Source organism: Lysinibacillus contaminans, from assembly GCF_001278945.1.
Classification (GTDB): Bacteria; Bacillota; Bacilli; order Bacillales_A; family Planococcaceae; genus Lysinibacillus; species Lysinibacillus contaminans.
On record NZ_LGRV01000005.1, the window covers coordinates 158,886 to 184,700 of the forward strand.

The window sequence follows — 25,815 nt, forward strand, 5'->3', positions numbered from 1 at the left end:
AATTGCAAAGAAAGCTAACTGTCATAAGCAGTTAGCTTCGAATTTAAATAGGGTTTATTTCCAGTTCGATGTTTATGTCGATTTCATCACTTATCAATACTCCACCGGTTTCGAGCAGTGTATTGTAAACTAATTTGAATGCACGTCGATCAATTTGTGTTTCAGCATGGAATCCATGTACTTCTTGCCCCCACGAGTTAATGACGTTACCAGTGTAAGTAGTATTGAATACAACAGGATTCGTTATATCTTTAATCGTTAAATCTCCATGCAGCGCGAATAATTTATCTTTAATTTTTTCAACCTTGGTTGAGATGAACGTGATTTTAGGATAAAGATCGGCATCAAAAAAATTTTGTGATACAAGATGTACATCGCGATCAAAGTTTTTCGTAGAGATACTGGCCACGGCAATAGAAAACGAAATTTGTGCATCTAACATGTCCTCTATATCAGTTACAGCTAGTGTAGCGCTATATGATTCGAATGTCCCGTGTATTCGTGATACCATCATATGTCGTACAGAAAAACCAATCGTTGAGTGACTAAAATCAATCGCATATTTCTTCATCGAATCCCTCCTAAAACACTTTCTTACACGAATCATAAATTAAATAATTCACTGATTCAATGAATCATTAGTGAAAAAGTAAATATTATGTAAATAATAGTTTATTTTGTGAATTTTAGTGATGAGTATTAAATTAGGTATGCTTGGAAATGATTTTATCTTTATTGAAAACTTTTAGTAATGAAGCGACTGTTTTCAAATGTAGATAGGGTTTCAACCAAACTGTTGTCTGTTATGTAAAAACGGATGTTTCGATATTACGCCATATATTAACGTAGATACTATGGTGAAAACCTTCAGCAAATATGAATAATGTATTACCAGAGAAGTTTGTCATAATAGTAAAGCCAAACGCATCTATATAGAAGTATGTGGGCATTATTGAAAAGTATATATGGTTTAACATTAAACATTATGGGGAATACATACTTCGTTGTTGACGATCGTATAAATCCGTAATTTCCCTGATATTTATAGACTCCAGCCCTTTAATAAGTTCACCTTTATCGACGCTTAAGTTTTCATATGTAAGTGCAAAATGGAATATTTAGGGAGTGTATAGTAGACGAATAGGCACTTGTTTTACTGTCAATAATATAAAATAGGTTTTGAATTTATTCCCATGGCAAATCAACTTGTGTTTAGGGATTAGTGAGCACTTGTATGTGCCTAAGTTTTAACTTTGAGTCAATTATGAAAGAAATTTGAAACCCCTCTTAAAATACAATTACTTTTTATAATTAGGTATAAAAAAGTAAATAAGTTACTATAAATTTACTTTTGCTATATTAATCGTTACAATAGAATACATAAGAGGTGAGATATATGAATGAGACAGGTTTATGTCCTCGTCTAGCAAAAGCAATGGATTTAATCGGTAAACGTTGGACTGGGTTAATTTTGTATCAATTATTAGATGGACCACAGCGTTTTAATGAAATAGAGTCAGCTCTCCCTATAAGTGGTCGTTTATTATCGGAACGTTTAAAAGAGCTTGAAAAAGAAGGACTTGTTGTACGCAAAGTATATACAGAGGTACCAGTACGTGTGGAGTATTCATTAACTGAAAAAGGGCAAGCGTTGGAAGGTGCTATTCGCAATATTGAATCTTGGGCAACTGGTTGGCTATAAAAACACTTCATTTTACTTGTCAAAACGATGTTCTAAATCCATACTAGTGTATAGTAAAAAGGATGTTAGAAAGGAATTAGCTCTATGACAAAAGAACAATGGGCTGTAGATTTAGCGAGATGCATTAATCCAGCCAACATTAAGTTAAATGAATCATTACACACATATACAATGACAAAATTAGGTGGTAAGGCCGATTTATTTATCTTACCTGAAACAGAACAAGAAGCGGCAGCGGTTATCCGCTACGCACATACAAATAATATCCCATTATTAATGTTAGGTAATGGTTCCAATATGGTTGTGCGTGATGGCGGTCTACGAGGGATCGTAGTAACGTTTGCGCATTTAGATGAAATTCGTATAAACGGAGATCACGTTTATGCCCAAAGTGGCGCACTAATTAAGGATGTATCAAAATTGGCAGCTGCAGCATCTCTTACTGGCTTTGAATTTGCATGTGGCATTCCGGGTTCAATTGGTGGTGCAATGGCGATGAATGCTGGCGCATACGGTGGGGAAATTAAGGATGTTATCATTTCTTCTAAAGTATTAACTAAAGAAGGCGAATTCTTAACGTTAACTAAAGAAGAGCTTGAGCTTGGCTACCGCCATAGCATTATTGCTGAAAAAGGTTATTACGTATTATCTTCAGAATTCCAATTAGCAAAAGGAGTTCAAGAGGAAATTGATGCGAAAATTGCTGATTTAACGTATCAACGTGAGTCAAAGCAACCGCTTGAATATCCATCAGCAGGCAGTGTATTTAAACGTCCACCAGGTTATTTTGCTGGAAAGCTTATTCAAGACAGTGGCTTACAAGGTAAAGGTGTTGGCGGTGCAGAGGTATCAACGAAGCATGCAGGATTTATTGTTAATAAAGGGAATGCCACTGCGACTGACTATATTGAAACAATTCGTATGGTGCAACGTGTAGTAAAAGAAAAATTCGGTGTCGATTTAGAAACTGAAGTGAAAATTGTCGGTGACGAAATAAACGAATAAAGAATTTTAAGCGCTCTTCGCTAGCTGCGAGGGGCGCTTTTTTAGGAGTGTAGCGTTATGAAATTTATCTCATGGAATGTAAATGGTATTCGGGCTTGTTTAAAGAAAGGGTTTTTAGATTTCTTTCATGAAATGGATGCAGATTTTTTCTGTATTCAGGAGTCTAAATGCCAGGCTGGACAAGTTGAACTGGAGCTAGAGGGTTACGAGCAGTATTGGAATTATGCCGAGAAAAAGGGGTATTCAGGGACAGCGATTTTTACCAAGCATTCACCACTTTCTGTACACTACGGCGTAGGTGAAGATGAATCGCAAGAAGAGGGGCGTATTATTACGCTTGAATATGCGGATTTTTATTTAGTAAATGTTTACACGCCAAATTCACAGCGCGATTTAGCAAGGTTGCCGCTAAGGTTAGTTTGGGAAGATCGCTTAGCTTTGTATTTAAAGGAGCTGGATGCTAAAAAGCCTGTAGTGTACTGCGGTGATTTGAACGTTGCACATATGGAAATAGATTTGAAAAATGCGAAATCGAATATTGGCAACTCAGGCTTTACATATGAAGAAAGGGCTAAAATGACTGAATTGTTAGAAAGTGGCTTTGTGGATACCTTCCGCTATAAGCATCCGAATGAGACAGACCATTTCACATGGTGGTCGTATATGAATAAAGTGCGTGAGCGCAATATTGGTTGGCGTATTGATTATTTCATCGTATCGGAGCGTATTAAGGAGCAAATTACTACGGCTACGATCCACCCACATATAATGGGTAGCGATCATTGTCCGATAGAATTACAGCTTAAGTAACAGGCACTCAATATGCCTATTATGAAAAATAGCGATTCTTAGACGAGTATTGCTCGTATAAGAATCGCAATATAAAAAGTTATAGTGCCTCTCGAATGACTTTTTTATAATATAATACGGACAACACACCGAAAATAGAGTAAAAGCATGTATAAACAGTCATGACGATAAGCATTGGTGTCCAAATCTCAGTACCAAAAAAGAACCAACCAGACTGAACTGCAAAATAACTATGGGATAGGCCTATGATAAGTGGAATACCAAAATTGAAAAGTTGCTTAATCTTGATTCCTTGTAGTAAATCACTTTGTGTGTAGCCAAGCTTCCTTAAAATTGTATAGCTATCTTTCTCATCTTCACATTCATCCATTTGCTTAAAGTATAGAATACAACCAGACGCGATAAGGAACGCTAGGCCTAAAAATCCGACGATAAACATCGCTAATCCCATCGTTGATTTTTGGTTCATGATCGAGACGAGTTGAGAATCTGACAACCGATTTTCATGTAAACCAAGTTGAATGAAAACATCGTTCGCTTGCTCCAATTGTTTTTTGTTAGTTACATCTATGCCGATGTAAGTAGACAACTCCTGTGAAATAGATGGGTCGAGGTCTTTTTTGAGTGCTTCAAAAACGCTGTCTTTAACAATGGCTGTTGGGATGCCACCATAAGTAAATTGCCATGAAAGAATCGATTTCTTCTCTAATCCGATCAAGTATTGTTCATATTTGAGTGTCGAACCTAATAATTCAATTTTTCCTGAATCTTTCATCGGCATAACTTTTTGAATTATATCACTGGTACCCGTAAATAAGACCTCACCATCAGAAAGATTCGTGCCGTCCACATCTTTCTCACTCACAATAGGCAGGATTGCATTTTCTGAATCAACATTGTCTAGGAAGGCGTCATCCTCAAAAATGTTAGTGATATTAGCTTCTATTTGAATGACATCAATATTTTTTTGACTATAGGTAATATCCTTTTCCGTCAACGCCTTTGTAAACGTTTCTGCTTCTTGTACATTAGCAAAGGTGAAATGATTTGGTACGGTGCTCTCCGCCATTTTTTCAGCAGAGTAGTAAGAAATGTAGCTCAGTGACAGTAACCCAATCGCGAGTGCTGACACCGTTGTAATAATCGTCAATAATAGGGCATTTGACTTCATACGGAACATAATCGACGATAGTGATAATACTTCTTTAATGTTTAAGTAGCCGCCCTTTTTCTTGCGAATTATATTCGCGACGAAGCGTACAGACCCTTTGTAAAATAAGTATGTACCAATGATGACTGCCCCAAGGATAAAGATCATAGCCCCAAGTAATTCGTTCATTGTGAGAAAATCACCACTAAATAATTGTTGCGAGACATAATATCCGGATACAATTAATGTGATGCCTAATACCCCAATAAGTACTTCTGAAATCGAGATTTTTTTCATTCTTCCTTCCGTTTTTGAAACGGCTTTAAATAACGAAAGAATGCTTTGGCTTTTAATGAAAATATAATTCGTCAGCAAAATAAGTACATAGATTGCACTAAATACAATGAGTGTCTGGATCAATGCCTCCGAAGAAAAATGAAGCTTCGAAATGCCTTCAACACCCGTTACCTTAAATAATATCATTAAGAAAAATTTTGAAACGGCAAAGCCTACAAACGTTCCAATGAATAAAGAGCTGAAGTAAAGAATAAAGTTTTCCACGCTCAAAATGCGTAAGATTTGATTTTTCGTCATTCCAATCAACTGGAACAAACCAATTTCCTTACTACGACGTTTTATGAATATTTTATTCGCGAATAGAAGGAAAATTCCTACAATCGCAACAAGTAGGACAGAGGCTGCTTTAAACGCAGCGGCACCCTTAACAGACCCTTTTGCTGCATCCATCGATGGATCATATTGTAATGTTACAAAAGCAAAGTACAGCGCGGCACTAAATACTAACGCAAAAACGTACAAATAGTAATTTTTAATATTCTTTTTCAGATTTCTGAAGATGAGTTGATTAATGCTCATGATGCACCCCGCTCAAAACTCCTTGCGTTTTCATGATGTCTTGGAAGAAAGTCCGTCGATCTTCTTGCCCTTTGTTCATCTGCGTGTAAATTTGTCCGTCTTTAATGAAAATAACGCGACTACAGTAACTCGCTGCTACTGGATCATGTGTGACCATGACAATTGTAGATTCTCGACGTGCGTTTAGATCACCGAGCTTATTTAATAAATCTGAAGCGGCTTTCGAATCGAGTGCTCCAGTAGGCTCATCCGCAAAAATTATACTAGGCTCATGAATGAATGCTCTTGCAGCGGAAGTACGCTGCTTTTGCCCCCCTGAGATTTCATTTGGGTATTTGTCCTTTAATTCATAAATACCTAGCTCTTTCGCTAAAGTTTGAAACTTTTGATTAGCCTCTTGTTTTGAAACTTTTTGGATTGATAGCGGCAATAAAATATTTTCTTTCACTGTTAAGGTGTCCAGTAAATTATAATCTTGGAAGATGAATCCTAATTGCTGTTTCCGAAATGTAGCTAGCTGTTTTTCCTTCATATTCGTCATTTCAGACTCATTAATATGAATAGTACCCATGCTGACTTTATCAATAGTAGAAAGCACATTGAGTAAAGTCGTTTTGCCTGAACCTGATGCTCCCATGATGCCAACAAATTCTCCTTTCTCAATGCTTAAATCGATACCTTTTAACACCTCTTGCTTATTGAATTTGTTGCCAAAGCTTTTATGGATTTTGGTTGCTTTTAAAATCGACATTTCAATCACTCCTTTATATTTGAAAACGCTAATAAATTTTGAATTCTAGTTCATTATAAAAGGGTTTGGTGTAATTTTCCTTCGATTCAGCGAACAAAAACGTGAAGTCATGTGACATTCGTGTCACTCCCTGAATGCATAATAAAACGCTGAACGTCAAAGTTCAGCGTTTTATCTTCATTCATCTCCCACTTTAAAATATGTAATCAATTACACCGGGCGTAATTAATTATAAATTCTCCTGTCCCAATGTGACGCTCAGATTAACAAAATCATTTCGTTTGGGGAAGGCGAGTGTAAAGGTGGTTCCTTTTCCTAACTGTGATTGGACTTCAATATGAATGAGTAAAGCCTGTGCTACATTTTTTGTTAAATAGAGACCCATTCCAGTAGCGGCATTGTCGTGATGCGCGGTCGTGGAAGTAAATCCTTTGTCAAAAATACGTGGTAAGTCCTTGGCGTCAATTCCACGCCCTGAATCCTCTATGACAAGGATAACTTGTTCATCCTGCTTCTCGCTTCGAATATATATATCAGATGCATCGCTATATTTCACTGCATTGGTTAGCAGCTGGCGTAAGATAAAGGCGACCCATTTTGCATCACTCATCACAGTTGCAACAGTTAAATCGATATCAAAGCCAATCCCTTTGTGAATGCACCACGATTGCAGTGTTTTAATTTCCTGAAAAAGAATGTCTTCTAAATCCACCTCATCCACATATAAATCATTCTCTATGAATGGAATCCGTCTTTGATGGAGCTGTTGATCGAGAAGTAGGTATATACGTAGCCATTCATAAGTCATAAGTGCTTTCAGTTCCTCATCGTTCATTCGCTCGAGCATTAAATGCATAGTAGTCAACGGCGTTTTCACCTCATGAATCCAAGCTAACATATCATCTTTTTCCTGCTCTAGCATAAGGCGATTGTAAGTGGCCTGCTGCTTCAATTTCTCTGTTTGTGTGATCATGCTTTGCTCCACAATGTGCTCAAACGGGCTATCAGGTATCGCCAAACTCTTCAAATCCAAGTCGTTGCTGCGTTCCTCTAAGCTTCTATAAAATTTCGTCTCCTTGCTGTAGCGAACAGTCAAAAAAACCACAAAAATGAGCAGTGACAAAAACACAATATAGAACATCGACTCCAACGGGATGGTCGTGTCGACAAAAGAGATAGAAAGAACAAGTAATTGAAGAAACAAAAATAATAGGATCCAGCTAATCCGTTCTATTAAGAATTTTCTAACCATCCCTTTAATCCTCATCCATTGCTAGATAGCCCTGGCCGACCTTCGTGACGATGAAGTGTCCCAACTCAAGTTCATCTAATTTTTTGCGTAAACGATTCACATTGACCGTCAACGTATTATCACTCACAAATCGTTGGTCGTCCCATAAGCTGTTGATGAGTTCATCTCGAATGACAATTTTATTCTTTTGCTCCAACAAGCACTTTAAGATAAAAATCTCATTCTTCGTCAGTTCAATCGACCCAGCTTCATTGGTTACAGTATTTCGTTCAAAATCTACGGTCGCGCCATTCCATCGGTTCAGCGCTATAGGCTCTGCGCTGTAATTATAAACACGTCGCAGTACCGCCTGGATTTTCGCAATCAACACATCAAAATGGAACGGCTTTTGTACATAATCATCCGCACCCAACTGCATCGACATCACCATGTCCGTTGGATGATCACGCGACGACAAAAATAGAATCGGTACCTTCGACTGCGATCGAATGACACGACACCAATGGAACCCATCAAACTTAGGTAGCTGAATATCAATGAGTACTAAATCAGGCTGTATCGCCGTAAACTCCTCTTGCACCTCACTGAAATTCGAAATTCCATACACATCGTAAGACCATTGGCTCAACCTTTCCTTAATTTCCTTAAATAAATTAGCATCATCCTCTATTAACAGAACCTTGAACAATCCAAACACCACTCTTTTTTGTATTTTTCTACCTTAAATTGTAACGAAAAAAGACTACGTGCGCTAGGAAGGGTACTGAAAAGTCCATTTATCTTCATTTAGAAATTGTTTTCATGTATTGAAAGCCTTGTGACAGGTACCTATGTTTCTTATACATGACAGTATAAAAATAGATCGGTGAAGAAAAATTGTGGTTCAAACACATCGATAAATGATTATGTTCGATTTGAAGCAAAGAAAGCCTTGGGAGTATCTGGTCAATATTAAACGCCTTATGATTTAAGCATTACGATGCCTCAAGAAATGATGTTAGAAATGAAGTTGAATTGGGAGAACGTCAAAGCAAATCGTCTCCGTCATGATGTAAATGTAGATTTTGAAAAGTCGGATTTTTCTCAATTTTAATTGATTTATAGATCGGAAATAGCGTATTTTTAATCTAGTAACCTTTTATTTTAAAAAGACTACTTACAGATTTTGGAAATTTAGTGGGAAGTATACGGGGGGACACGTAATGAAGAAGGGGAAATGGAAAAAGTGGCTCGTTGGTGTTGTTGGCTTTTTAGCGATTGCACTAATTATTGTCTTTATCGGTTTTACATGGTTTATGAATAAGTCGAAGCCTGTTATTGAGGGTGAGCTTGCAGTGAATGTGCTTGAGCAAGATGTGACGGTGACGAGGGATGATAAGGGTGTGCCGCATATATTTGCTGAGACGGATGCTGATTTGTATCGTGCGCAAGGATATGTGCAGGCACAGGATCGTCTGTTTCAAATGGATTTAGCACGTAGACAGGCAAGTGGTCGATTATCGGAGGTCATCGGCGAGGCAACGATAAATACGGATAAACATTTCCGGACATTTAGCCTACGTGATGCAGCCGAGAAATCGTTGTCAGCCTATGATGCAGATAGTAGACAAGTACTTGAATGGTATGCAGAGGGAGTTAATGCTTTTATTGCACAGGCTAAGGCAGATAATAAGCTGAGCTATGAATTTACGTTACTAGGATACGAGCCGGAGGAATGGACTGTCGTTGACTCATTAACAATCGGTAAATACATGGCGTATGATTTGGGTGGCAACTGGGATAAACTCGCTTTCCGTCACTGGGCTTTGCAAAATTTTGATGAGGACAAGGCAAAGGAATTATTTATAACGTATCCTGAAAATGCACCATCCATCATCGAGGCGAATATAGAAAATCCAGTAGCAGTAGCAGGACAATTTGATGCGGATTTATTGCCAAACGAATTTAATGGTAGTAATAACTGGGTCGTATCAGGTGATAAAACAAAGTCAGGTGCGCCAATTTTAGCAGATGACCCTCATCTAGGGTTAGATACACCGTCTATTTGGTATCAAATGCATCTACAATCGCCAGAGCAAAACGTTAGTGGTGTTATTTTTGCAGGAATTCCAGGCATTATTTTAGGACATAACGATGAGATCGCTTGGGGTGTAACCAACGTTGGTCCCGATGTTCAGGATTTATATATTGAAATTCCGAACCCAGATAATCCAACGCAATTCCGCTATGATGGAGAGTGGGAGCAAGCAGAGGTACGTGATGAGTCCATCAAGGTAAAGGACGGAGAAACAGTAGACTTTGAAGTGGTTGTGACACGTCATGGTCCAATTATGACGGATCTAGCGTTTAAGGAAACAGAACCTTCAGCACAATTTTCGATGCAGTGGACAGCACTGCAATCTACAGCGGAACTACGTGCAATACTTGGCTTTAATAAAGCAAAATCATGGGATGACTTTGAGTTGGCATTAGAAGATTTTAAAGCGCCTGCGCAAAATTTTGTCTTTGCATCAACGGATGGCACGATTGCCTATAAAGCGAACGGTCAAATTCCAATTCGTAAGCAAGGTGACGGTCAATTACCTGTGCCTGGTGATTCAAGTGATTATGGTTGGGAAGGATTTATTCCGTGGGATGAACTACCAACAGTAGTGAATCCAGAGGAAGGCTTTATAGCGACGGCGAACAATGAAGTGATTGGTGAGGAATATCCATACCATATTACAAATTCCTGGGCACAGCCTTATCGATATGAACGTATTAAAGAAGTGTTAGAAGCCAACGATTCGCTTACTGTAGAAGATATGATGAACTTACAAATGGATCAGCACAATTTATATGCTCGTGAGTTTTTACCGGATTTACTATCATCGATGAAGGCAAAAGATAGTGATGGTAAGTATAAAGAAATTATTACTTTATTAGAAGATTGGGACATGGTAGACGCAAAAGAATCAGGTGCGCCGCTTGTGTTCCATATGGTAATGGAGCAATTACAAGATGTGTTATTTAAAGATGCAATGCCTGAAGATATGTATAAGTTCATGTCAGGCAAATACAATATTACAGATCAGCTTTTGCGAAAAGCATATTCTGGTGAGAAAAGTGCTTGGATAGAGGAGCAGGGTGGCGTGGATGCAGCAGTTTATGAGGCGTTAGAACGTTCTGTAACACTTATTGAGGAGCGCTTTGGTAAGAAAGTGTCGAAGTGGCAGTGGGGAGAATTCCATCAACTTACATTCGATCATACGCTAGGTAATGCATCGCCAATTTTAGCAGCATACTTTAATGCGGATAAAGTACCTATCGGTGGCTCCAAGGTGACGGTACAGGCAGCTGATGACGATATGGATGGCAATGTTGATCACGGAGCATCGTGGCGCTTTGTTGCTGATGTCGGCGATTTAAGTTCGGCATACCATATTGTCGGTCCAGGTCAAAGTGGACATGTGAAATCGGATTGGTATCAAGACCAAGTGAAGGACTGGGCAAATGGAGATTTCCATGAAACCTTTGTGGAAAAAGAGGCTATTAAAGGTGATACGTTACTTTTGAAGGCACAATAACGTAAAGAGCCAGCATGAAAATTGAATTGCACCCAATTGTTAGAGATGGTCTAACAATTGGTGGTGCATTTTTTTATGCAGAAAGGCTATATAAATAGAAAATTTAGAATTTTTTTAGATAAATTAGCCGTAACATTCAAATGTTTGTTTGAATATAGTAAAGTACTATGCTATATTGAAAACAATCAAACAAACATTTGAATGAGGTGAGGGAATGAAAAAGGGATTATGTGAAGTTTCGCATGTAAATGAGGTAGCGGTCACAAAGATACAACAGCAAATGCCGGATTTATCTGGCGTAGCAAAGTTCTTAAAAGCATTGTCGGATGAAACGAGATTGAAAATTGCCTATGCTTTAACGGTAGAGGATGAATTATGTGTGTGTGACGTTGCAACGATTATCGGTTCGTCTGTTGCGACGGCATCGCATCATTTACGATATTTAAAAGAAAACAATCTAGCGAAATCGCATCGACAAGGAAAGCAAATGTATTACTCCTTAGCGGATGCGCATGTCTATCAAATTGTAACAATTGCTTATGAACATGCGAAGGAAGGGATTGTAAATGACGACACCATCTAAACAAGAATACCGATTGCAAAATTTATCATGTGCTAGTTGTGCGGCGAAATTTGAGAAAAATGTAAAGGCTATTCCAGAAGTTAAAGACGCACAAGTGAATTTTGGTGCATCTAAACTAACAGTTGTTGGTGATATTAGCGTTAATCAAATTGAAGAAGCAGGTGCATTTGATGGTATTAAAGTATCGCAATCACCGAAAAGAACGATAGAAAAATCTACACCATTTTATAAAAAAACAGAAAATATTTTAGCAAGTATTTCACTGGTTTTTGTTGTGCTTGGGTATGTATTATCCTCCGTACGAGGTGAGGTAGACACTCTAGTTATAGCGATGTTTATCATCGCTATAGTTGTCGGTGGGATGGAAATATTTAAAACTGGTTTCCGTAACTTAGCCCATTTCGAATTTGATATGAAAACATTGATGACCATTGCCGTCATTGGTGCTGCCATTATTGGTGAGTGGGAAGAAGCGGCAGTTGTCGTATTTTTATTCGCAGTGAGTGAGGCACTTGAAGCGTATTCAATGGATAAAGCACGTCAATCAATTCGTCAATTGATGGATATTGCGCCACCAACGGCATTGATTAAACGCGCACACGGAGAGCATTTTCATGAGATGGAACTACCGACTGAACAAATCGAAATTGGCGATATTTTAATTGTAAAACCAGGACAAAAAATCGCGATGGACGGTGTTGTGTTAAGTGGACGATCTGCGGTGAATCAAGCTGCCATTACTGGTGAATCGATCCCAGTCAACAAAATCACAGGCGATGAAGTATTTGCCGGTACTTTGAATGAGGAAGGTGCTCTTGAAGTACATGTCACGAAGCGTGTAGAAGATACAACGATTGCCAAAATTATTCACTTGGTAGAAGAGGCTCAGGCTGAAAAGGCACCATCTCAACAATTCGTTGACCGTTTTGCAAAATACTATACACCTGCGATTATGATTGTGGCTTTACTTGTTGCGGTACTTCCACCGTTATTTATGGGGGACTGGCAACACTGGATTTACCAAGGTTTAGCGGTACTCGTGGTTGGTTGTCCTTGTGCACTTGTTGTATCAACGCCAGTTGCAATTGTGACAGCTATTGGTAATGCAGCAAGGCAAGGGGTGCTTATTAAAGGCGGTATCCACTTAGAACAGCTTGGTCATATTGAAGCGGTTGCTTTCGATAAAACAGGCACGTTAACAAAAGGAAAACCAGAAGTAACAGATATTTTCACACATAATAATATGACTGAAGAAACTGTACTACAGCTTGTAGCAGCGGTTGAAAAACAATCCCAGCATCCGCTAGCAAAAGCGATTTTAACAACACTACATGAAAAAGGCTTAACGGAGCTTGTGCCAACCGATTTCCAATCGATTACAGGGAAAGGCGCTTATGCAACGGTTGACGGGCAAAAGGTTTCTGTCGGTAGTTTGAAATGGATTGCCACTTTAACGACTGTGGATGAAATGACAAAAGAACGAGTAAACCAACTGCAAGCGCAAGGTAAGACGGTTGTAGCGGCTGTTAGTGACGATCAGTTAATCGGCATTATCGGAATTGCCGACCAGTTACGTGAGGAAAGTAAACATGTATTGCAAAAGCTACATGCATTAAAAGTGAAACATACTGTTATGTTAACTGGCGATGCGAAACCAACGGCAGAAGCCATTGCATCTTCTCTAGGTATGAGTGATGTAAGGGCAGGGTTACTACCAGCTGAAAAATTAACAGCAATCAAAGAACTACGCGCCAAGTATGGAGCTGTAGCGATGGTCGGGGATGGTGTGAATGATGCACCAGCCTTAGCATCTGCCAATGTAGGTATTGCCATGGGTGGTGCGGGCACAGATGCAGCATTAGAAACCGCTGATATTGCTTTAATGGGTGATGATTTAACGAAGTTGCCATATACAATCGGTCTTAGTCGAAAAACATTACGTATCATTAAAGAGAACATTATTTTTGCACTTGCATTAAAATTGATTGCCTTATTACTTGTGATTCCGGGTTGGTTAACACTATGGATTGCGATATTTGCAGATATGGGTGCTACGTTATTAGTGGTATTTAACTCATTACGATTGATTCGAGTACGTAACAAATGAAAAATTGTATATGGAAAAGGACGACTGACTACGGATTGTAGTGGGTCGTCTTTTTTGTAAGCAGGTGTCGCTTGCAATTCTTGATAAAAACGCTATTTAGGGCTATTATGTATAAGGAACAATGTAACGAAAATTATAAACGAGGCGAAATTTATATATGTCAGAACCTATTTTTGTAAACGTTACAGAAGAAATTGTACGTGGTTTAGTAAGCTTTCTATTAAGAGGTCCAGAATATCAAACATTTTGCAAATGCCAAACTTGTGAATTTGACACAGTCGCACTTACATTAAATGCTTTGCCGAGCAAGTATGTGACGTCTATGGAATCACGGGATGAAGCATTTATAATGATGAATACTCCAGAACATATTGAGCTAATTAACAAAGAAATTATTCATGCACTGCACGTGGTGAGTAAATTTCCTCGACATAAAGTAGAGCCCACTTCGATTTGAAGTCGGCTCTTTTTATATCAATACTGAGGATTACTGCATACCAATGTATTTTCAGTTAACTTTTAATGCATCATTGTAGTAAACTAAAGAGTAAGAATAGGAAAGAGAGGGAATACGGTATGCCAACACCAAGTATGGAAGACCACATCGAACAAATATATTTATTAATATCTAATAAAGGATATGCTCGTGTGTCTGACATTGCGGAAGCATTATCTGTTCTTCCTTCTTCTGTTACTAAAATGGTTCAAAAATTAGATAAAGATGGCTATTTAGTTTATGAAAAATATCGTGGTTTAACGCTAACCCCAAAAGGTCATAAATTGGGAAAGCGACTTGTTCAACGACATGAACTTCTAGAGCAATTTTTACGAATCATTGGTGTAGATGAAGAACGTATATATAATGATGTAGAAGGTATTGAACATCATTTGAGTTGGAATTCTATTGATCGTATTGCAGATCTTGTGCAAGTAATGGAAGAAAACCCTGATATTGCGAAAAAATTAGAGGCATCAAGATCCCAGCATAATGCGTAATATAAGATGTACGAGAGAAAGGAAGACACTATGAACGAATTAAAATCAGGTGAAGTTGTTACGTTAACAGTATTGGAGCAACAAACATCTAAATGGATATTAACAAATGGGGAAGTAGAACTCCCACTAAATGCGTCTGAAGTATCAGAGCCTTTAGAAGTAGGCGATCGCATAAAAGTATTTTTATTTGCAGACAGACGCGGTGATTTAGCAGCAACAACAGCTATACCGGCATTTGCACAAGGTGAATACGGCTGGGCCCGTGTATTACGTGTGACTCGTGAAGGAGCTTTTGTCGATATTGGCACATCACGTGAAGTATTAATAATGGAAGAGGACTTACCTGCACTAGAAGAGGTATGGCCAGCAGTAGGCGACCATTTATTTATGACATTACGTACAGATCGTAATGGGGATTTATTTGGACGTTTAGCAACGGAAGAAAAAATATCTGAGCTATATGAAGGTGCATTGGAAGATATGCACAATAAAAACATTTTAGCTCGCCCGTACCGTTTACTACCAGTGGGTTCATTCCTTTTGGGTGTAGACAAACCATACAGAATCTTTGTCCATGAATCAGAGCGAGAAGCAGAACCACGTCTAGGACAAGATGTAGAGGTACGTATTATTGATGTAAAAGAAGACGGCTCGATGAACGGCTCACTATTACCACGTAAACATGAACGAATTACAGGTGATGCAGAGCAGATCTTGAAGTATTTACAAGAAGTTGGTGGCAAAATGCCATTCAGTGATAAATCTTCTCCAGATGAAATTCAAGAAATGTTCCATATGAGTAAGGCAGCATTTAAACGTGCACTTGGTACACTGATGAAAGCCGGGAAAATTAAACAACAAGACGGTTGGACAGAAGAAATCAAATAGTATCACACAAAATGACGCGGAATGAGGCATGGAAACTGACATGAAACCTTCCCGTCATTTTTTCGTACTAATAACTGTATAGTGGTGTAAGCAATCGGAGCTGGGTGATTTGCAAAGTAGGGAATCATAAAAAGCGAAAGGGGTAACAACATGAAAACAAAATGGTTGAAGATGATAGCGGTAGTCGTATTAGCATTAGGTGTGATGGCACCGGCTACAGGATTTGCTGCGGATAATAGCAAAAAGGCAATTGATGAAAAGCTTGGCGTACCTATCGTTGTGTACGGAGCAAACTTATCTGAGGTTGAAAAAGAATCTGTAAAGAAATCTTTGACAGTGGACGAAGAACCTGAAATTGAAGAAATTACAGTATCAGGACAAGACTTAGTAAAATACATTAAAGATAGTAATTCAAGCTCACGTATGTACTCATCTGCGAAAATTACGCGTAAAGATGCTGGGAAAGGCTTAGTCATTGAAATTGTCACACCAGAAAACATTACACAAGTAACAGCTGAGATGTATGCCAATGCAATGCTAACAGCAGGTATTGAGGATGCAACCGTACAAGTAGCAGCACCTAAAGCAGTAACAGGCCACTCGGCGCTTGTTGGAATATATAAAGCTTATGAAGTAACAACTGGTGAAACGCTTGATATTGAGCGTACAGACGTTGCAAATGAAGAGCTATCTGTAGCGACTTCTATTGCTGAATCATCAGGTGTAGATGATGCTAAAGTCGCAGAACTATTAACAGAAATAAAAAAAGAGATAGCTGAGTTGAATCCAGCAACTCGTGAAGAAGTACAACAAATTGTAGAAAATCAATTAAGTAAATTAGAAATTAATTTAAGTGAACAAGACCATCAATTGTTAGTCGACCTTATGGACAAAATTAGCAAACTAGATATTGATTTTAGTAAATGGTCTGAGCAATTAAATGATATTAGTAATACATTACAAGAAAAATTCGGTGCGCTGATGGAGGATGAAGGTTTCTGGGCGGGAGTAAAAAACTTTTTTGCCAATTTAAAAGAATCGATTTCTACATGGTTTAACTGATGATGTAAAAGCTTACTGTTGCAATGGCAGTAAGCTTTTAGTTTTATCTAAGGAAACGTCAGGAGATTGAAGCAAAATGGAGACCGCTTTCTTTGTAAAATGGAAAATCTCTATGTTACTATGAGAAAAAGGAGTGGTGATATATGGAATTTCAATTACAAGAGCAAGGGGCCAATAAATTTGCATTTGTAGGAGAGCAAAACGGTGAACGTTTAGCGGAAATCTCGTGGGTACAGCAAGGTGAAGTGATGGTAATGGACCATACGGTTGTATCAGATAAGCTTCGCGGTCAAGGGGTAGCGAAGAAGTTATTAGACCGTGCTGCAGATTATGCACGTGAAAATCACTACAAAATGCAAGCGGTTTGTACGTATGTAGTCGCTGCTTTTGAAAAGTCTGATGCATATGATGATGTAAAACAATAAAAAAATAAGGCAATCCTCCATTAGCTCTTTGCTGATGTGTGGATTGCCCTTTTAATTTTTACAGCCATAATCCGTTACTCTCCTTAAAGTTGAATGACACCGTAAAAAAGCAGGGTTAAGAAAGTTGCCCCTCCGATTAATGAAGCCATATCTACCCAATCATATGTTACATCTACATCTTTCATAATAGCCACCATCCTATCAATTATAATATTTCATTATTTCCCTTAGAACTTTAAATATAATCATAAATAATTACAATTTTATAATAATTGACGAAAACAATATTAGAATTGTGCGATAATATCGATTAGGAGAGTGATATATAATGTCTTGGAAAATTCAAACTTATGATGAATTAACGAAAGAAGAGCTGTATAAAATTATTCAACTACGAGTAAATGTGTTTATTGTGGAACAACAAACATGCTATGAGGATTTGGATGATCACGATCAAAACTCCATACATTTATCATATGCTAAAGATGGAAAATTATTCGCATATACACGCTTATTACCGCCAGGAGAAAAATTCGAAATGGCTTCTTTAGGACGTGTTATTACGAGTCAGGAGACACGTGGAACAGGGCTGGGTAGAGAAATGATTCAACTAGCACTAGATACAATTGAAAAAGAATGGCCAGGGTCCGAAGTGTTTATTCAGGCGCAAGAATATTTAAAGGGCTTTTACGGATCATTTGGTTTTGAACCAGTATCAGAACCTTATATGTACGATAGTTTGCCACATAGGGACATGCTGTATAAACCGAAGAAGTAAGGTTTAACTTTCTAATAAATAGGGAAAAGCTATTTTATAAGGCGTATTTCTATATTTTTAGGAGGGATTTAGGATGGCAAAAGGTAAAGGAATTGTACTTGCGGGATTAGCGGGATTTGCTGCTTCTTTTTTGAGTAAAAAGGAAAATCGCGAAAAGACACTTGAAATATTTAATAATGCAAAATGTAAATTAGAATCTTATTTGAATACATCAAAAGTTGATATGGATTCAAACATTGCTGAACGTGTAACTACTGAAGTCGCTACTGAGGCTGGGACAACATCGACAAAAATTGCATCAAATGAAATGGTTGCTGAGGGCGGTGGCCATACGGCTGTTCATTTCTATAACGAAGAGATTCAGGCAAAAGAAAAATAAACAAAAACCTTCTCATTTAACCGTGAGAAGGTTTTTGTGGTTGTCTTTTGACGTTATAAGGATGACCTTTTGTAGAGAATAAGAAATTTTAAATACTTTGAGAGATTTTATTTTTGTTTGGAATAATTGTTAAGCAAGCAAAGCAAAGCAGCACAATTCCTGTAAAGATAAAGCCACTTGTAGTGTCGAGAGATAGCCAACCAAGTAATGATGAACCAAGAACCACACCTAAAGAGAAGAATGCATAGAAATAACCATATGCCTTGCCGCGAATTTCAACTGTTGTTGAGTCGATTAATAGTGAATTGACGGAAGGGAATAAAAATCCGAATCCACAACCATAGCAAATCATTGCTAGATATAACAATGTGCTAGAGTCTGCCTGGCTAATAAGTATCTGACTAATACCCATTAAACTAATTCCTAAGGCGAGTGTTTTAATGGGTGCCACTTTATCGAATATTCGATTTGTCGGTAGGATGAAAACAAGTACTGCAACAATGCCAAATGCACTCATTAGCGTTCCACTTAAGCGAGAATCAAAGCCTAAAGACTGTACTTTCAATGGTAGTAAATAGGCAATTACACCTTGAGAAAACATTAAGAAGAAAGCACCCGAAAATGCTTTTAATGTACCAGTATTATTGAAGAAAACACTAATAGGTACATGTTTACTAGAAGTAGTTTCTTCTTTTTTAGCTCTAGTCGAGTTTAATAAAAAGAAAGCGAGAATCCCTAAAATTAGCATAAAGCTAGCAGTCACGTTAAATACAAAAGGTACGCTTGTACGACTTGCTAAAATACCACTAAAAGCGGGACCGATAATAGCTGCAATACCAACGAATGCACCGGAAATCGCACTACCTTTACCACGCTTTTCTTGTTCCGTAGCATTTGCCAAAAACGTAAAGGCAGCTGGGACGATAAAGCCTGCTACTAAGCCATGTAAAAAACGCACGATAAGTAGAAAAATAGGATCTTCTACTAAATTGTAAAAAGTTAAAGAGATACCGGTTGTTAGTAGCCCAATAATTAATATAACAAATGGTCCTTTACGATCGGTTAAAAACCCAGAAATAATATTTCCGAATGTGTTAGAGAGGGAGTACATTCCGACTGCTAACCCTGTTAAAAAGGCAGATGCCCCTAAAGATTCTGCATACGTACTCATAACAGGAAGTTGTGTAAATAAATCAAAAAAAGAAAAGAATATAATTACATAGATAAATGCCTTCATAATTCCTCCAAAAAATATTACGCCATAATGGTTCTATTATAGCATTTTCGACAAAAAAAGACCGCTTGATAGGTCTAAAAGAACATATCAAACGGTCTTGCATATAGAAATTACGCTTTTACGTTTTCTTTTTTCATTGTTTTGTTTTTAGCAAGGTTTACGTGCCAAGAAAGAGCTTCCTCTAAGATATGAGGCGTTTGTTGATTACCTGTTGCTTCAACAGCACGGTTGTAGTAATCCCATAATTGCTCTTTGTAATCTGGGTGAGCACAGTTTTCGATGATTAGAGGTACACGCTCTTTTGGCGCAAGACCGCGTAAGTCAGCGATACCTTGTTCAGTAACGATTACATCTACATCATGCTCAGTGTGGTCTACATGAGAAACCATTGGTACGATTGAAGAAATTGCGCCGCCTTTTGCGTATGATTTTGTCACGAAGATTCCAAGACGTGCATTACGTGCGAAGTCTCCAGAACCACCGATACCGTTCATCATTTTTGTGCCAGATACATGTGTAGAGTTTACGTTACCATAGATATCTAATTCAAGAGCTGTGTTGATTGAGATTAAACCCAAACGACGGATAAGCTCTGGGTGGTTAGATATTTCTTGTGGGCGTAAGCAAATTTTATCAGCGTACTTTTCTAAATTACCGTAAACTTTTTTCTGTAATTCTTCAGTAAGCGTAATTGATGTCGCCGCTGCGAATTTAACTTTACCAGCATCGATTAAGTTGAATACAGCATCTTGAAGTACTTCAGAAGCAACCACTAAGTCTTCAAATTCTGAATCAGCGAAGCCATCAAGTACAGCGTTTGCTACAGAACCTACACCAGATTGTAATGGCATTAAACTGTTCGTTAAGCGACCAGCTTTAATTTCACCGCGGAAGAAGTCCATTAAAATGTTCGCCATTTTTTGCGTTTCTTCATCTGGAGGAACGATTAATGAAGGAGCATCTGGCTCTTCAGAAATAACGATTGCTTTAATTTTAGCTGGATCTACTTTAATACCAATTTCACCAATACGTTGTGTAGCATCAGTCATTGGGATAGCTTCACGTTTACCTTGATCAGCTGGTACGTAGATATCATGAATACCAATTAGAGCTTCTGGGTGAGCAATATTTAACTCGATAATAATATTTTCAGCATACTCAGCAAAAATTGGAGAGTTACCTACCGAGTTTGTAGGGATAATATATCCATCTTCTGTAATCGCAACAGCCTCAAGAATTAAATATGTAATTGGCCCTATGATTCCTTGGCGTACCAATTCAGCGTTATGAGAAAGGTGAGCATCTACATACATAATGTCACCAGAGTTGATTAGGTTACGAATACCAGCATCGCCTTGGAATGGTCCACGTTTGCGGATAACGCCCGCTTCAGCTAAATATTTATCTACTTCAGGGCCTAAAGAAGCACCAGTATATACATCAATTTTAAATTTTTCGTTTTTAGCGCGTTCTACTAATGCCGTAGGAACCACTTTAGCGTCCCCAGCGCGAGTGAATCCACTCATACCAACTACATCACCATCAGAAATAAGTGCTGCAGCTACATCAGCAGTAACGATTTTGTTTTCAAGTTCTTTAATACCTAAACGTTTTTGAACAATTGCATCCATAAAAAAAATCCTCCCCTAAAAATTATTGATGGAAACGAGTGACAAAACAAGAAAAACCTTGTTAGAATTTTCTGTTTATTTAGTTGTAGTATAACTCCAACTATTTACATTAATACTATCACCAATTTGACACAAATACTGTATAAACAACATTAAATTGTCTAAAAAAAGAATAAACGAGAAAATTCGCGCATTACTGACAGTGAAAACGGTTTAAAACAGATGCAATCAATTTGTAAGGTTGTCGGAATTGTATTAAATAAACGAAAAATCACAACAAATATTCAAAAAAGATGAATGTTTATTGTGATTTTGTAAAATTAGAAGCCTAAAGAACGGCGGAAGTAGCTAGCATAACGTTGACTGACAGGAATTCTTGTACCGTCTTTCATGATTAATAAGAAAGTCGAATGTGAGTCTGGTTGAATTTCGTCTATATAATCGATGTTCACGATGTAAGAACGATGGCATCGAATAAATGAGTCTGGTGCTAGGAATAGCTCAAGGTCACTTAAATTAAGACGATGGTAACCTTCACGACCCATTGTTTTTACAAAGGTTTTACGAAGTTGTGTTTCAAGGTAAATCACTTGGTCGTGTTTAATTGGGTACCAACAATCATCGATTTTGATTGTGATATAGTTTGTTAAGAATGCAGATGGCTTTTGTGGGAAAATGGCAGTAATAGCACCTTTTGTTTCTCCTTCTTCCATAAGAGGGATACTCATACCGAAATAAGCAACGCCAAATACATCAGGTTCGATGTACGTACTGATTTTTTGACCATAAGTTAAAGCTTTATGAGCAGCTGAACCTTCTTTTACTGGATCACCTGGTTTAATCTTTAAATCGACTTTCTTGCTCGGTTGGTAATACAAGTACTCAGTTGTGTCGGAAATTGCGATTGATGTATTCTCTGGAAAAAACTCCTTAATAATATCCATAATCTCTTCTATTTGCTTTGGATCCACTATTAACACCTCATTTTGAACTTTTAAAAACAATATTATTATCTATTTTACTACATATTCATATAAATTATATAGAGAAGATTTAGGAATAAACAAGAGAAATGTCGAATAGAGTAAGATATGTTACATAATATGTAATTATTTTTAATTAATTACTAATGTATTGTGTATTTAATATGGTAAAATATGATTGTATATAAATTGATTTTATGGGTTTCTACTATGTATGCATGATAAATAAGAACTAGAAACCTCGGTAAAATATGGTTGAAAGAAAATCGCAAAATATGGTAAAATCCACAGTACAGTCTAAAATATTTTTTTTAGTAGTATTTTTGATAGGCTATTTATAATTGAAAGGTGTTTCATCACCAAAAGATCGGAATGACATTTGGTTAAAGGACATATCAAAATTAGAATGGTCGTTGATTGAAGTGTAGGCTGGACGCCCCCGGAAAGCGCCAATCGGAACGGAAATCAACCCCAAGTTATGGTGATGAACATTAAAAGTTACATAATTTATACGAAAAAGGATTCGATTTATCCGTAAAATGGTCAAATAACATTTTACGTTTTAGATTGGTGTCAATTCATGTAAGGTTATTCGTGTACTCTGAGGAAAGATGGGGAAGATAATGCAACTACATCAACATTCTATGTCAGAAACGATATCAAAAAGATACTTTCAAGAAATCGATAATATTAATCAATACATCGGCGTGGAAGAATTTTTTAATATTGAGTCAAAATTAATATTTGAGATTTATCATCTAGAATCAGCAAAGGCAAAGAAATCTTTGCATGAAATAATTGATATTCTTTCAATTCGTTTTGGTAAGCAAGTCATTAAAATAGTCCGAAGCTATTTTTCAGTTTTGTCATCGATTGTTGCGCGTAAATTGCTAGACAATCAAGTACCTTCGAAAAAAGCATTTGCCTTTAATGTTGCTTGTAATGATATGATTGAAAATCAAATGAAAGACGCAGAGTTTTTACAATTTGCAGATGACTTAATAGATTTCTTCATATACTTTATTGCAGATCGCAAACAGCCGACATTCCGTCATCAAACGGTAAATAAAGTAATAATGTACATAAATGATGAGTTGGAAAATGACTTAACAGTGGAAACGATTGCAAATAATTTTCACATAAGTACAAGCCACTTATCTCGGATTTTTAGAGAGCATGTCGGCATTACACTTGTAGAATATTTAAATGTCCGTCGTGTAGAAGAATCACAATATTATCTACGACATACTAATAAGAGCATTACATCTATTTCAGATCAGTTCCACTTCTGTAACCAAAGTTATTTCACACGTATTTTCAAAAAATATACGAGTGTAACACCTAAGCATTTCCGTGATGAATTGCACCATGAATTCTATCGTTTCGAGATGGCAGAATTGGAACTTCAAAACGTATAATTTGAATCTACGTCATGTATAGTAGGTTAATGAATGGAATTTTCTTGAATTATTAAGTGAGAGTACTTATGAAGAGTTGACAGAATGCGGTCCTATTAGCTAACTCCATGACGGCATTTAACTTTCATATAATAACAGCGCCTGCTATTTGATTAAGTCAGTCTTCATAAGGTATACTTCACATTAGTTGAAAATTAATAGTAGGTGGATAAATGAAGAATTTGAAGCTATTATCAATGCTTGGATTAGCTGTCTTTGTTCTTAGTGGATGTCAGGCTGTCGAAAACAAAGAAGGCTTTTTCTATAGTATTTTTGTTAAACCAATGGAATTTTTGCTTGAATTTTTCGGGAATAACATTTTTTTAGGTAGCTATGGTCTTGCAATCATTGCGATTACAGTATTAATCCGTTTGATCTTAATGCCGATTATGTTGAAAAACTATCGTCAGCAGCAAATGATGAAAACGAAAATGGACGCATTTAAGCCAGAGCTTGAAGAAGTTCAAAAGAAAATGAAGGAAGCAAAAACAAAAGAAGAGCAAATGCAATACCAACAAGAAATGGTTGGTCTATATAAAAAACATGGCATCAATCCATTGAACATGGGCTGCTTACCAATGTTAATCCAAATGCCAATCATTATGGGTCTTTACTTTGCAATTTTATATTCGGCCGATGTGAAAACACATCAGTTTTTGTGGTTTAGTCTAGGTTCGCCAGACATCATAATGACGATTATTGCAGGTCTTGTCTACTTAGTACAAGCGCGTGTATCTTTATGGACTGTACCGGAGCAACAAAAAGCACAAATGAAGATGTTCGTTTATATTTCACCAATTATGATTGTCTTTATTTCTATGTCATCTATGGCAGCATTACCACTGTACTGGTCTGTTAGTGGTGCATTACTAATTCTCCAAACATATATTGGAAGAAAATATTATTCGGATCATCCGAATAAAGCAAATTCATAAATGAACGGATATCGAGGCGCATGTAGCCTCGATTTTTTTTAGGAGGTAACTTATGAACACAAAATGGATTCCATCAATCCTAGTAGCTTTTTTTAGTATTGCGGCGATCGTGTTTGTCGTAAAGGGTAATTTTGATTTTGCAGTACTTGCTATGACAGTTATGTTTGCGATGTCAAATGGGTTTAGAGCGAAAAGTTTTAAAGAGCAAGGTTATATCAAAGAGGCGAAATGGATGCGGTATATGGCTGTCTTTTTCGGCATCGCTTCAGTTGCCGTATTGGCAATTATCACAACATCATAATTAGGAAGACATCAATTGGACATAGGGACAATGGTGTTTTTAAAGTAAGGCATATTCCCTGAAAATTATGTGAAAAAATCCTACTAAAAGATGTGAACAGTGATAAAATTAGACCATGTGTATAAGTGAAAAGGGGCATTTGAAAAGTGAAAAACAGTCGTATAAAAATCATTGTCGGCGCCATTATTTCGGTCGCTCTCATTATCTCAATTTTTGTGGTGGTCAAATACAAAAATAATCAGGTGAATATTGCATCAGATAATGACAAGCCTTCAACTGAGCAACAGGCAAACGAAAAACCAGCAGGTGAAGAACCAACAACACCCGAAGTACCAGAAGAACCGGAAGTAAAGCCAGATAAAAATGGTTATATTCCAAATCAAACTTTACCAACAGAACCGACTTATATAAATGGAATCTTACTTGCCAATAAAAGATATCCGCTGCCATCAACTTTTGCGCCGGGTGAAGACGCGAAAGCGCGTGAGGCACTTAATACAATGCTAGCAGCGGCAAAACAGCAAGGCTTTGACTTAGTAGCATTTAGTGGCTATCGTTCATTTGAATATCAAACGACTCTGTACAATAATTACGTCAATCGTGATGGAGTAGATGCGGCAGACCGTTATAGTGCGCGCCCTGGTTACTCTGAGCATCAAACAGGACTAGCGTTCGATATTGGAGAAAAAGGGAAAGAAGATTTATGGCTAACTGCCGAATTTGGCGAAACATCAGCAGGACAATGGCTTGTTGCCCACGCCAATGAATTCGGGTTTATATTACGATTCCCACAAAACAAAGAGCATATTACAGGTTATATGTATGAATCTTGGCATTTTCGTTATGTAGGTGTTGAGATTGCCAAAGAAATTAAACAGCGAGACATAACATTAGAAGAATATTTAGGCGTAAATTAAAAAGGAGTGGGCTTATGCCCGCTC

25 protein-coding genes are annotated in these 25,815 nt (G+C 37.4%); 17 read left to right on the forward strand and 8 right to left on the reverse strand.

The window, feature by feature from the left end; genetic code table 11:
* Nucleotides 1–43: 43 nt before the first annotated feature.
* Nucleotides 44–571, reverse strand: coding sequence for a YceI family protein (locus AEA09_RS15925; RefSeq protein WP_053584946.1), 528 nt, complete (start codon nucleotides 569–571; stop codon nucleotides 44–46).
* A gap of 825 nt (nucleotides 572–1,396) precedes the next feature.
* On the opposite strand from AEA09_RS15925, the gene AEA09_RS15930 reads away from it, so the two are divergent.
* The 3 genes from AEA09_RS15930 to AEA09_RS15940 all read left to right on the forward strand — a co-directional run bounded on the left by AEA09_RS15930 (nucleotide 1,397) and on the right by AEA09_RS15940 (nucleotide 3,517).
* Complete coding sequence (locus tag AEA09_RS15930; RefSeq protein WP_053584947.1) at nucleotides 1,397–1,702, forward strand: winged helix-turn-helix transcriptional regulator; 306 nt, start codon at nucleotides 1,397–1,399, stop codon at nucleotides 1,700–1,702.
* 84 nt (nucleotides 1,703–1,786) lie between these two features.
* Nucleotides 1,787–2,707: a UDP-N-acetylmuramate dehydrogenase gene (gene murB, locus AEA09_RS15935; protein WP_053584948.1), complete on the forward strand. Its 921-nt coding sequence runs from the start codon at nucleotides 1,787–1,789 to the stop codon at nucleotides 2,705–2,707.
* A 57-nt stretch (nucleotides 2,708–2,764) separates the two neighbouring features.
* Nucleotides 2,765–3,517 (forward strand): exodeoxyribonuclease III, encoded by a 753-nt coding sequence (locus AEA09_RS15940; protein ID WP_053584949.1) that lies wholly within the window; start codon nucleotides 2,765–2,767, stop codon nucleotides 3,515–3,517.
* Between the two features lie 79 nt (nucleotides 3,518–3,596).
* Here AEA09_RS15940 and AEA09_RS15945 read toward each other — a convergent pair whose 3' ends face one another.
* From AEA09_RS15945 to AEA09_RS15960, 4 genes are all read right to left on the reverse strand, one after another.
* On the reverse strand, nucleotides 3,597–5,543 hold the full coding sequence (locus AEA09_RS15945) for an ABC transporter permease (protein ID WP_053584950.1): 1,947 nt from the start codon (nucleotides 5,541–5,543) through the stop codon (nucleotides 3,597–3,599).
* Nucleotides 5,533–6,294: an ABC transporter ATP-binding protein gene (locus AEA09_RS15950; protein WP_053584951.1), complete on the reverse strand. Its 762-nt coding sequence runs from the start codon at nucleotides 6,292–6,294 to the stop codon at nucleotides 5,533–5,535. The genes AEA09_RS15945 and AEA09_RS15950 overlap by 11 nt, the downstream gene beginning before the upstream one ends.
* 229 nt (nucleotides 6,295–6,523) lie before the next feature.
* Nucleotides 6,524–7,546, reverse strand: coding sequence for a sensor histidine kinase (locus tag AEA09_RS15955; RefSeq protein ID WP_053584952.1), 1,023 nt, complete (start codon nucleotides 7,544–7,546; stop codon nucleotides 6,524–6,526).
* 4 nt (nucleotides 7,547–7,550) lie between these two features.
* Nucleotides 7,551–8,234, reverse strand: coding sequence for a response regulator transcription factor (locus AEA09_RS15960; protein WP_053584953.1), 684 nt, complete (start codon nucleotides 8,232–8,234; stop codon nucleotides 7,551–7,553).
* 514 nt (nucleotides 8,235–8,748) lie between these two features.
* Between AEA09_RS15960 and AEA09_RS15965 the strand changes: the two genes are divergently transcribed.
* The 10 genes from AEA09_RS15965 (at nucleotide 8,749) to AEA09_RS16010 (ending at nucleotide 18,330) form a co-directional block, all read left to right on the forward strand.
* Nucleotides 8,749–11,112: a penicillin acylase family protein gene (locus tag AEA09_RS15965; RefSeq protein ID WP_053584954.1), complete on the forward strand. Its 2,364-nt coding sequence runs from the start codon at nucleotides 8,749–8,751 to the stop codon at nucleotides 11,110–11,112.
* Nucleotides 11,113–11,326: 214 nt separating this feature from the next.
* A complete protein-coding gene (locus AEA09_RS15970) occupies nucleotides 11,327–11,695 on the forward strand; it encodes an ArsR/SmtB family transcription factor (RefSeq protein WP_053584955.1) in 369 nt (122 codons plus the stop codon).
* Nucleotides 11,679–13,802 (forward strand): heavy metal translocating P-type ATPase, encoded by a 2,124-nt coding sequence (locus AEA09_RS15975; RefSeq protein ID WP_053584956.1) that lies wholly within the window; start codon nucleotides 11,679–11,681, stop codon nucleotides 13,800–13,802. Before AEA09_RS15970 ends, AEA09_RS15975 begins: the two co-directional genes overlap by 17 nt.
* 157 nt (nucleotides 13,803–13,959) lie before the next feature.
* Nucleotides 13,960–14,259, forward strand: a complete 300-nt coding sequence (locus tag AEA09_RS15980; RefSeq protein WP_053584957.1) for a late competence development ComFB family protein — start codon at nucleotides 13,960–13,962, stop codon at nucleotides 14,257–14,259.
* Between the two features lie 119 nt (nucleotides 14,260–14,378).
* Nucleotides 14,379–14,798, forward strand: a complete 420-nt coding sequence (mntR, locus tag AEA09_RS15985) for a transcriptional regulator MntR (protein WP_053584958.1) — start codon at nucleotides 14,379–14,381, stop codon at nucleotides 14,796–14,798.
* A 30-nt stretch (nucleotides 14,799–14,828) separates the two neighbouring features.
* Nucleotides 14,829–15,686 (forward strand): CvfB family protein, encoded by an 858-nt coding sequence (locus tag AEA09_RS15990; protein ID WP_053584959.1) that lies wholly within the window; start codon nucleotides 14,829–14,831, stop codon nucleotides 15,684–15,686.
* Nucleotides 15,687–15,836: 150 nt separating this feature from the next.
* A complete protein-coding gene (locus tag AEA09_RS15995) occupies nucleotides 15,837–16,748 on the forward strand; it encodes a DUF1002 domain-containing protein (RefSeq protein ID WP_053584960.1) in 912 nt (303 codons plus the stop codon).
* A 143-nt stretch (nucleotides 16,749–16,891) separates the two neighbouring features.
* On the forward strand, nucleotides 16,892–17,173 hold the full coding sequence (locus AEA09_RS16000) for a GNAT family N-acetyltransferase (protein ID WP_053584961.1): 282 nt from the start codon (nucleotides 16,892–16,894) through the stop codon (nucleotides 17,171–17,173).
* A 328-nt stretch (nucleotides 17,174–17,501) separates the two neighbouring features.
* Nucleotides 17,502–17,951 (forward strand): GNAT family N-acetyltransferase, encoded by a 450-nt coding sequence (locus AEA09_RS16005; protein ID WP_053584962.1) that lies wholly within the window; start codon nucleotides 17,502–17,504, stop codon nucleotides 17,949–17,951.
* A gap of 73 nt (nucleotides 17,952–18,024) precedes the next feature.
* Nucleotides 18,025–18,330, forward strand: a complete 306-nt coding sequence (locus tag AEA09_RS16010) for a hypothetical protein (protein WP_053584963.1) — start codon at nucleotides 18,025–18,027, stop codon at nucleotides 18,328–18,330.
* Between the two features lie 88 nt (nucleotides 18,331–18,418).
* Here the strand turns inward: AEA09_RS16010 and AEA09_RS16015 are convergent, their stop codons facing one another.
* From AEA09_RS16015 to AEA09_RS16025, 3 genes are all read right to left on the reverse strand, one after another.
* Complete coding sequence (locus tag AEA09_RS16015) at nucleotides 18,419–19,567, reverse strand: MFS transporter (RefSeq protein ID WP_053584964.1); 1,149 nt, start codon at nucleotides 19,565–19,567, stop codon at nucleotides 18,419–18,421.
* 110 nt (nucleotides 19,568–19,677) lie between these two features.
* Entirely contained in the window at nucleotides 19,678–21,198 is a 1,521-nt protein-coding gene (scpC, locus tag AEA09_RS16020; protein ID WP_053584965.1) for a succinyl-CoA:acetate CoA-transferase ScpC, read from the reverse strand.
* Nucleotides 21,199–21,518: 320 nt separating this feature from the next.
* Nucleotides 21,519–22,169: a LytTR family DNA-binding domain-containing protein gene (locus AEA09_RS16025; RefSeq protein ID WP_053584966.1), complete on the reverse strand. Its 651-nt coding sequence runs from the start codon at nucleotides 22,167–22,169 to the stop codon at nucleotides 21,519–21,521.
* A gap of 635 nt (nucleotides 22,170–22,804) precedes the next feature.
* Here AEA09_RS16025 and AEA09_RS16030 point away from each other — a divergent pair.
* The 4 genes from AEA09_RS16030 (at nucleotide 22,805) to AEA09_RS16045 (ending at nucleotide 25,791) form a co-directional block, all read left to right on the forward strand.
* Entirely contained in the window at nucleotides 22,805–23,599 is a 795-nt protein-coding gene (locus AEA09_RS16030; protein WP_053584967.1) for a helix-turn-helix transcriptional regulator, read from the forward strand.
* 212 nt (nucleotides 23,600–23,811) lie between these two features.
* A complete protein-coding gene (gene yidC, locus AEA09_RS16035; RefSeq protein ID WP_053584968.1) occupies nucleotides 23,812–24,573 on the forward strand; it encodes a membrane protein insertase YidC in 762 nt (253 codons plus the stop codon).
* A 52-nt stretch (nucleotides 24,574–24,625) separates the two neighbouring features.
* Nucleotides 24,626–24,874, forward strand: coding sequence for a hypothetical protein (locus AEA09_RS16040; RefSeq protein WP_053584969.1), 249 nt, complete (start codon nucleotides 24,626–24,628; stop codon nucleotides 24,872–24,874).
* A 146-nt stretch (nucleotides 24,875–25,020) separates the two neighbouring features.
* A complete protein-coding gene (locus tag AEA09_RS16045) occupies nucleotides 25,021–25,791 on the forward strand; it encodes a M15 family metallopeptidase (protein WP_053584970.1) in 771 nt (256 codons plus the stop codon).
* Nucleotides 25,792–25,815: the final 24 nt, after the last annotated feature.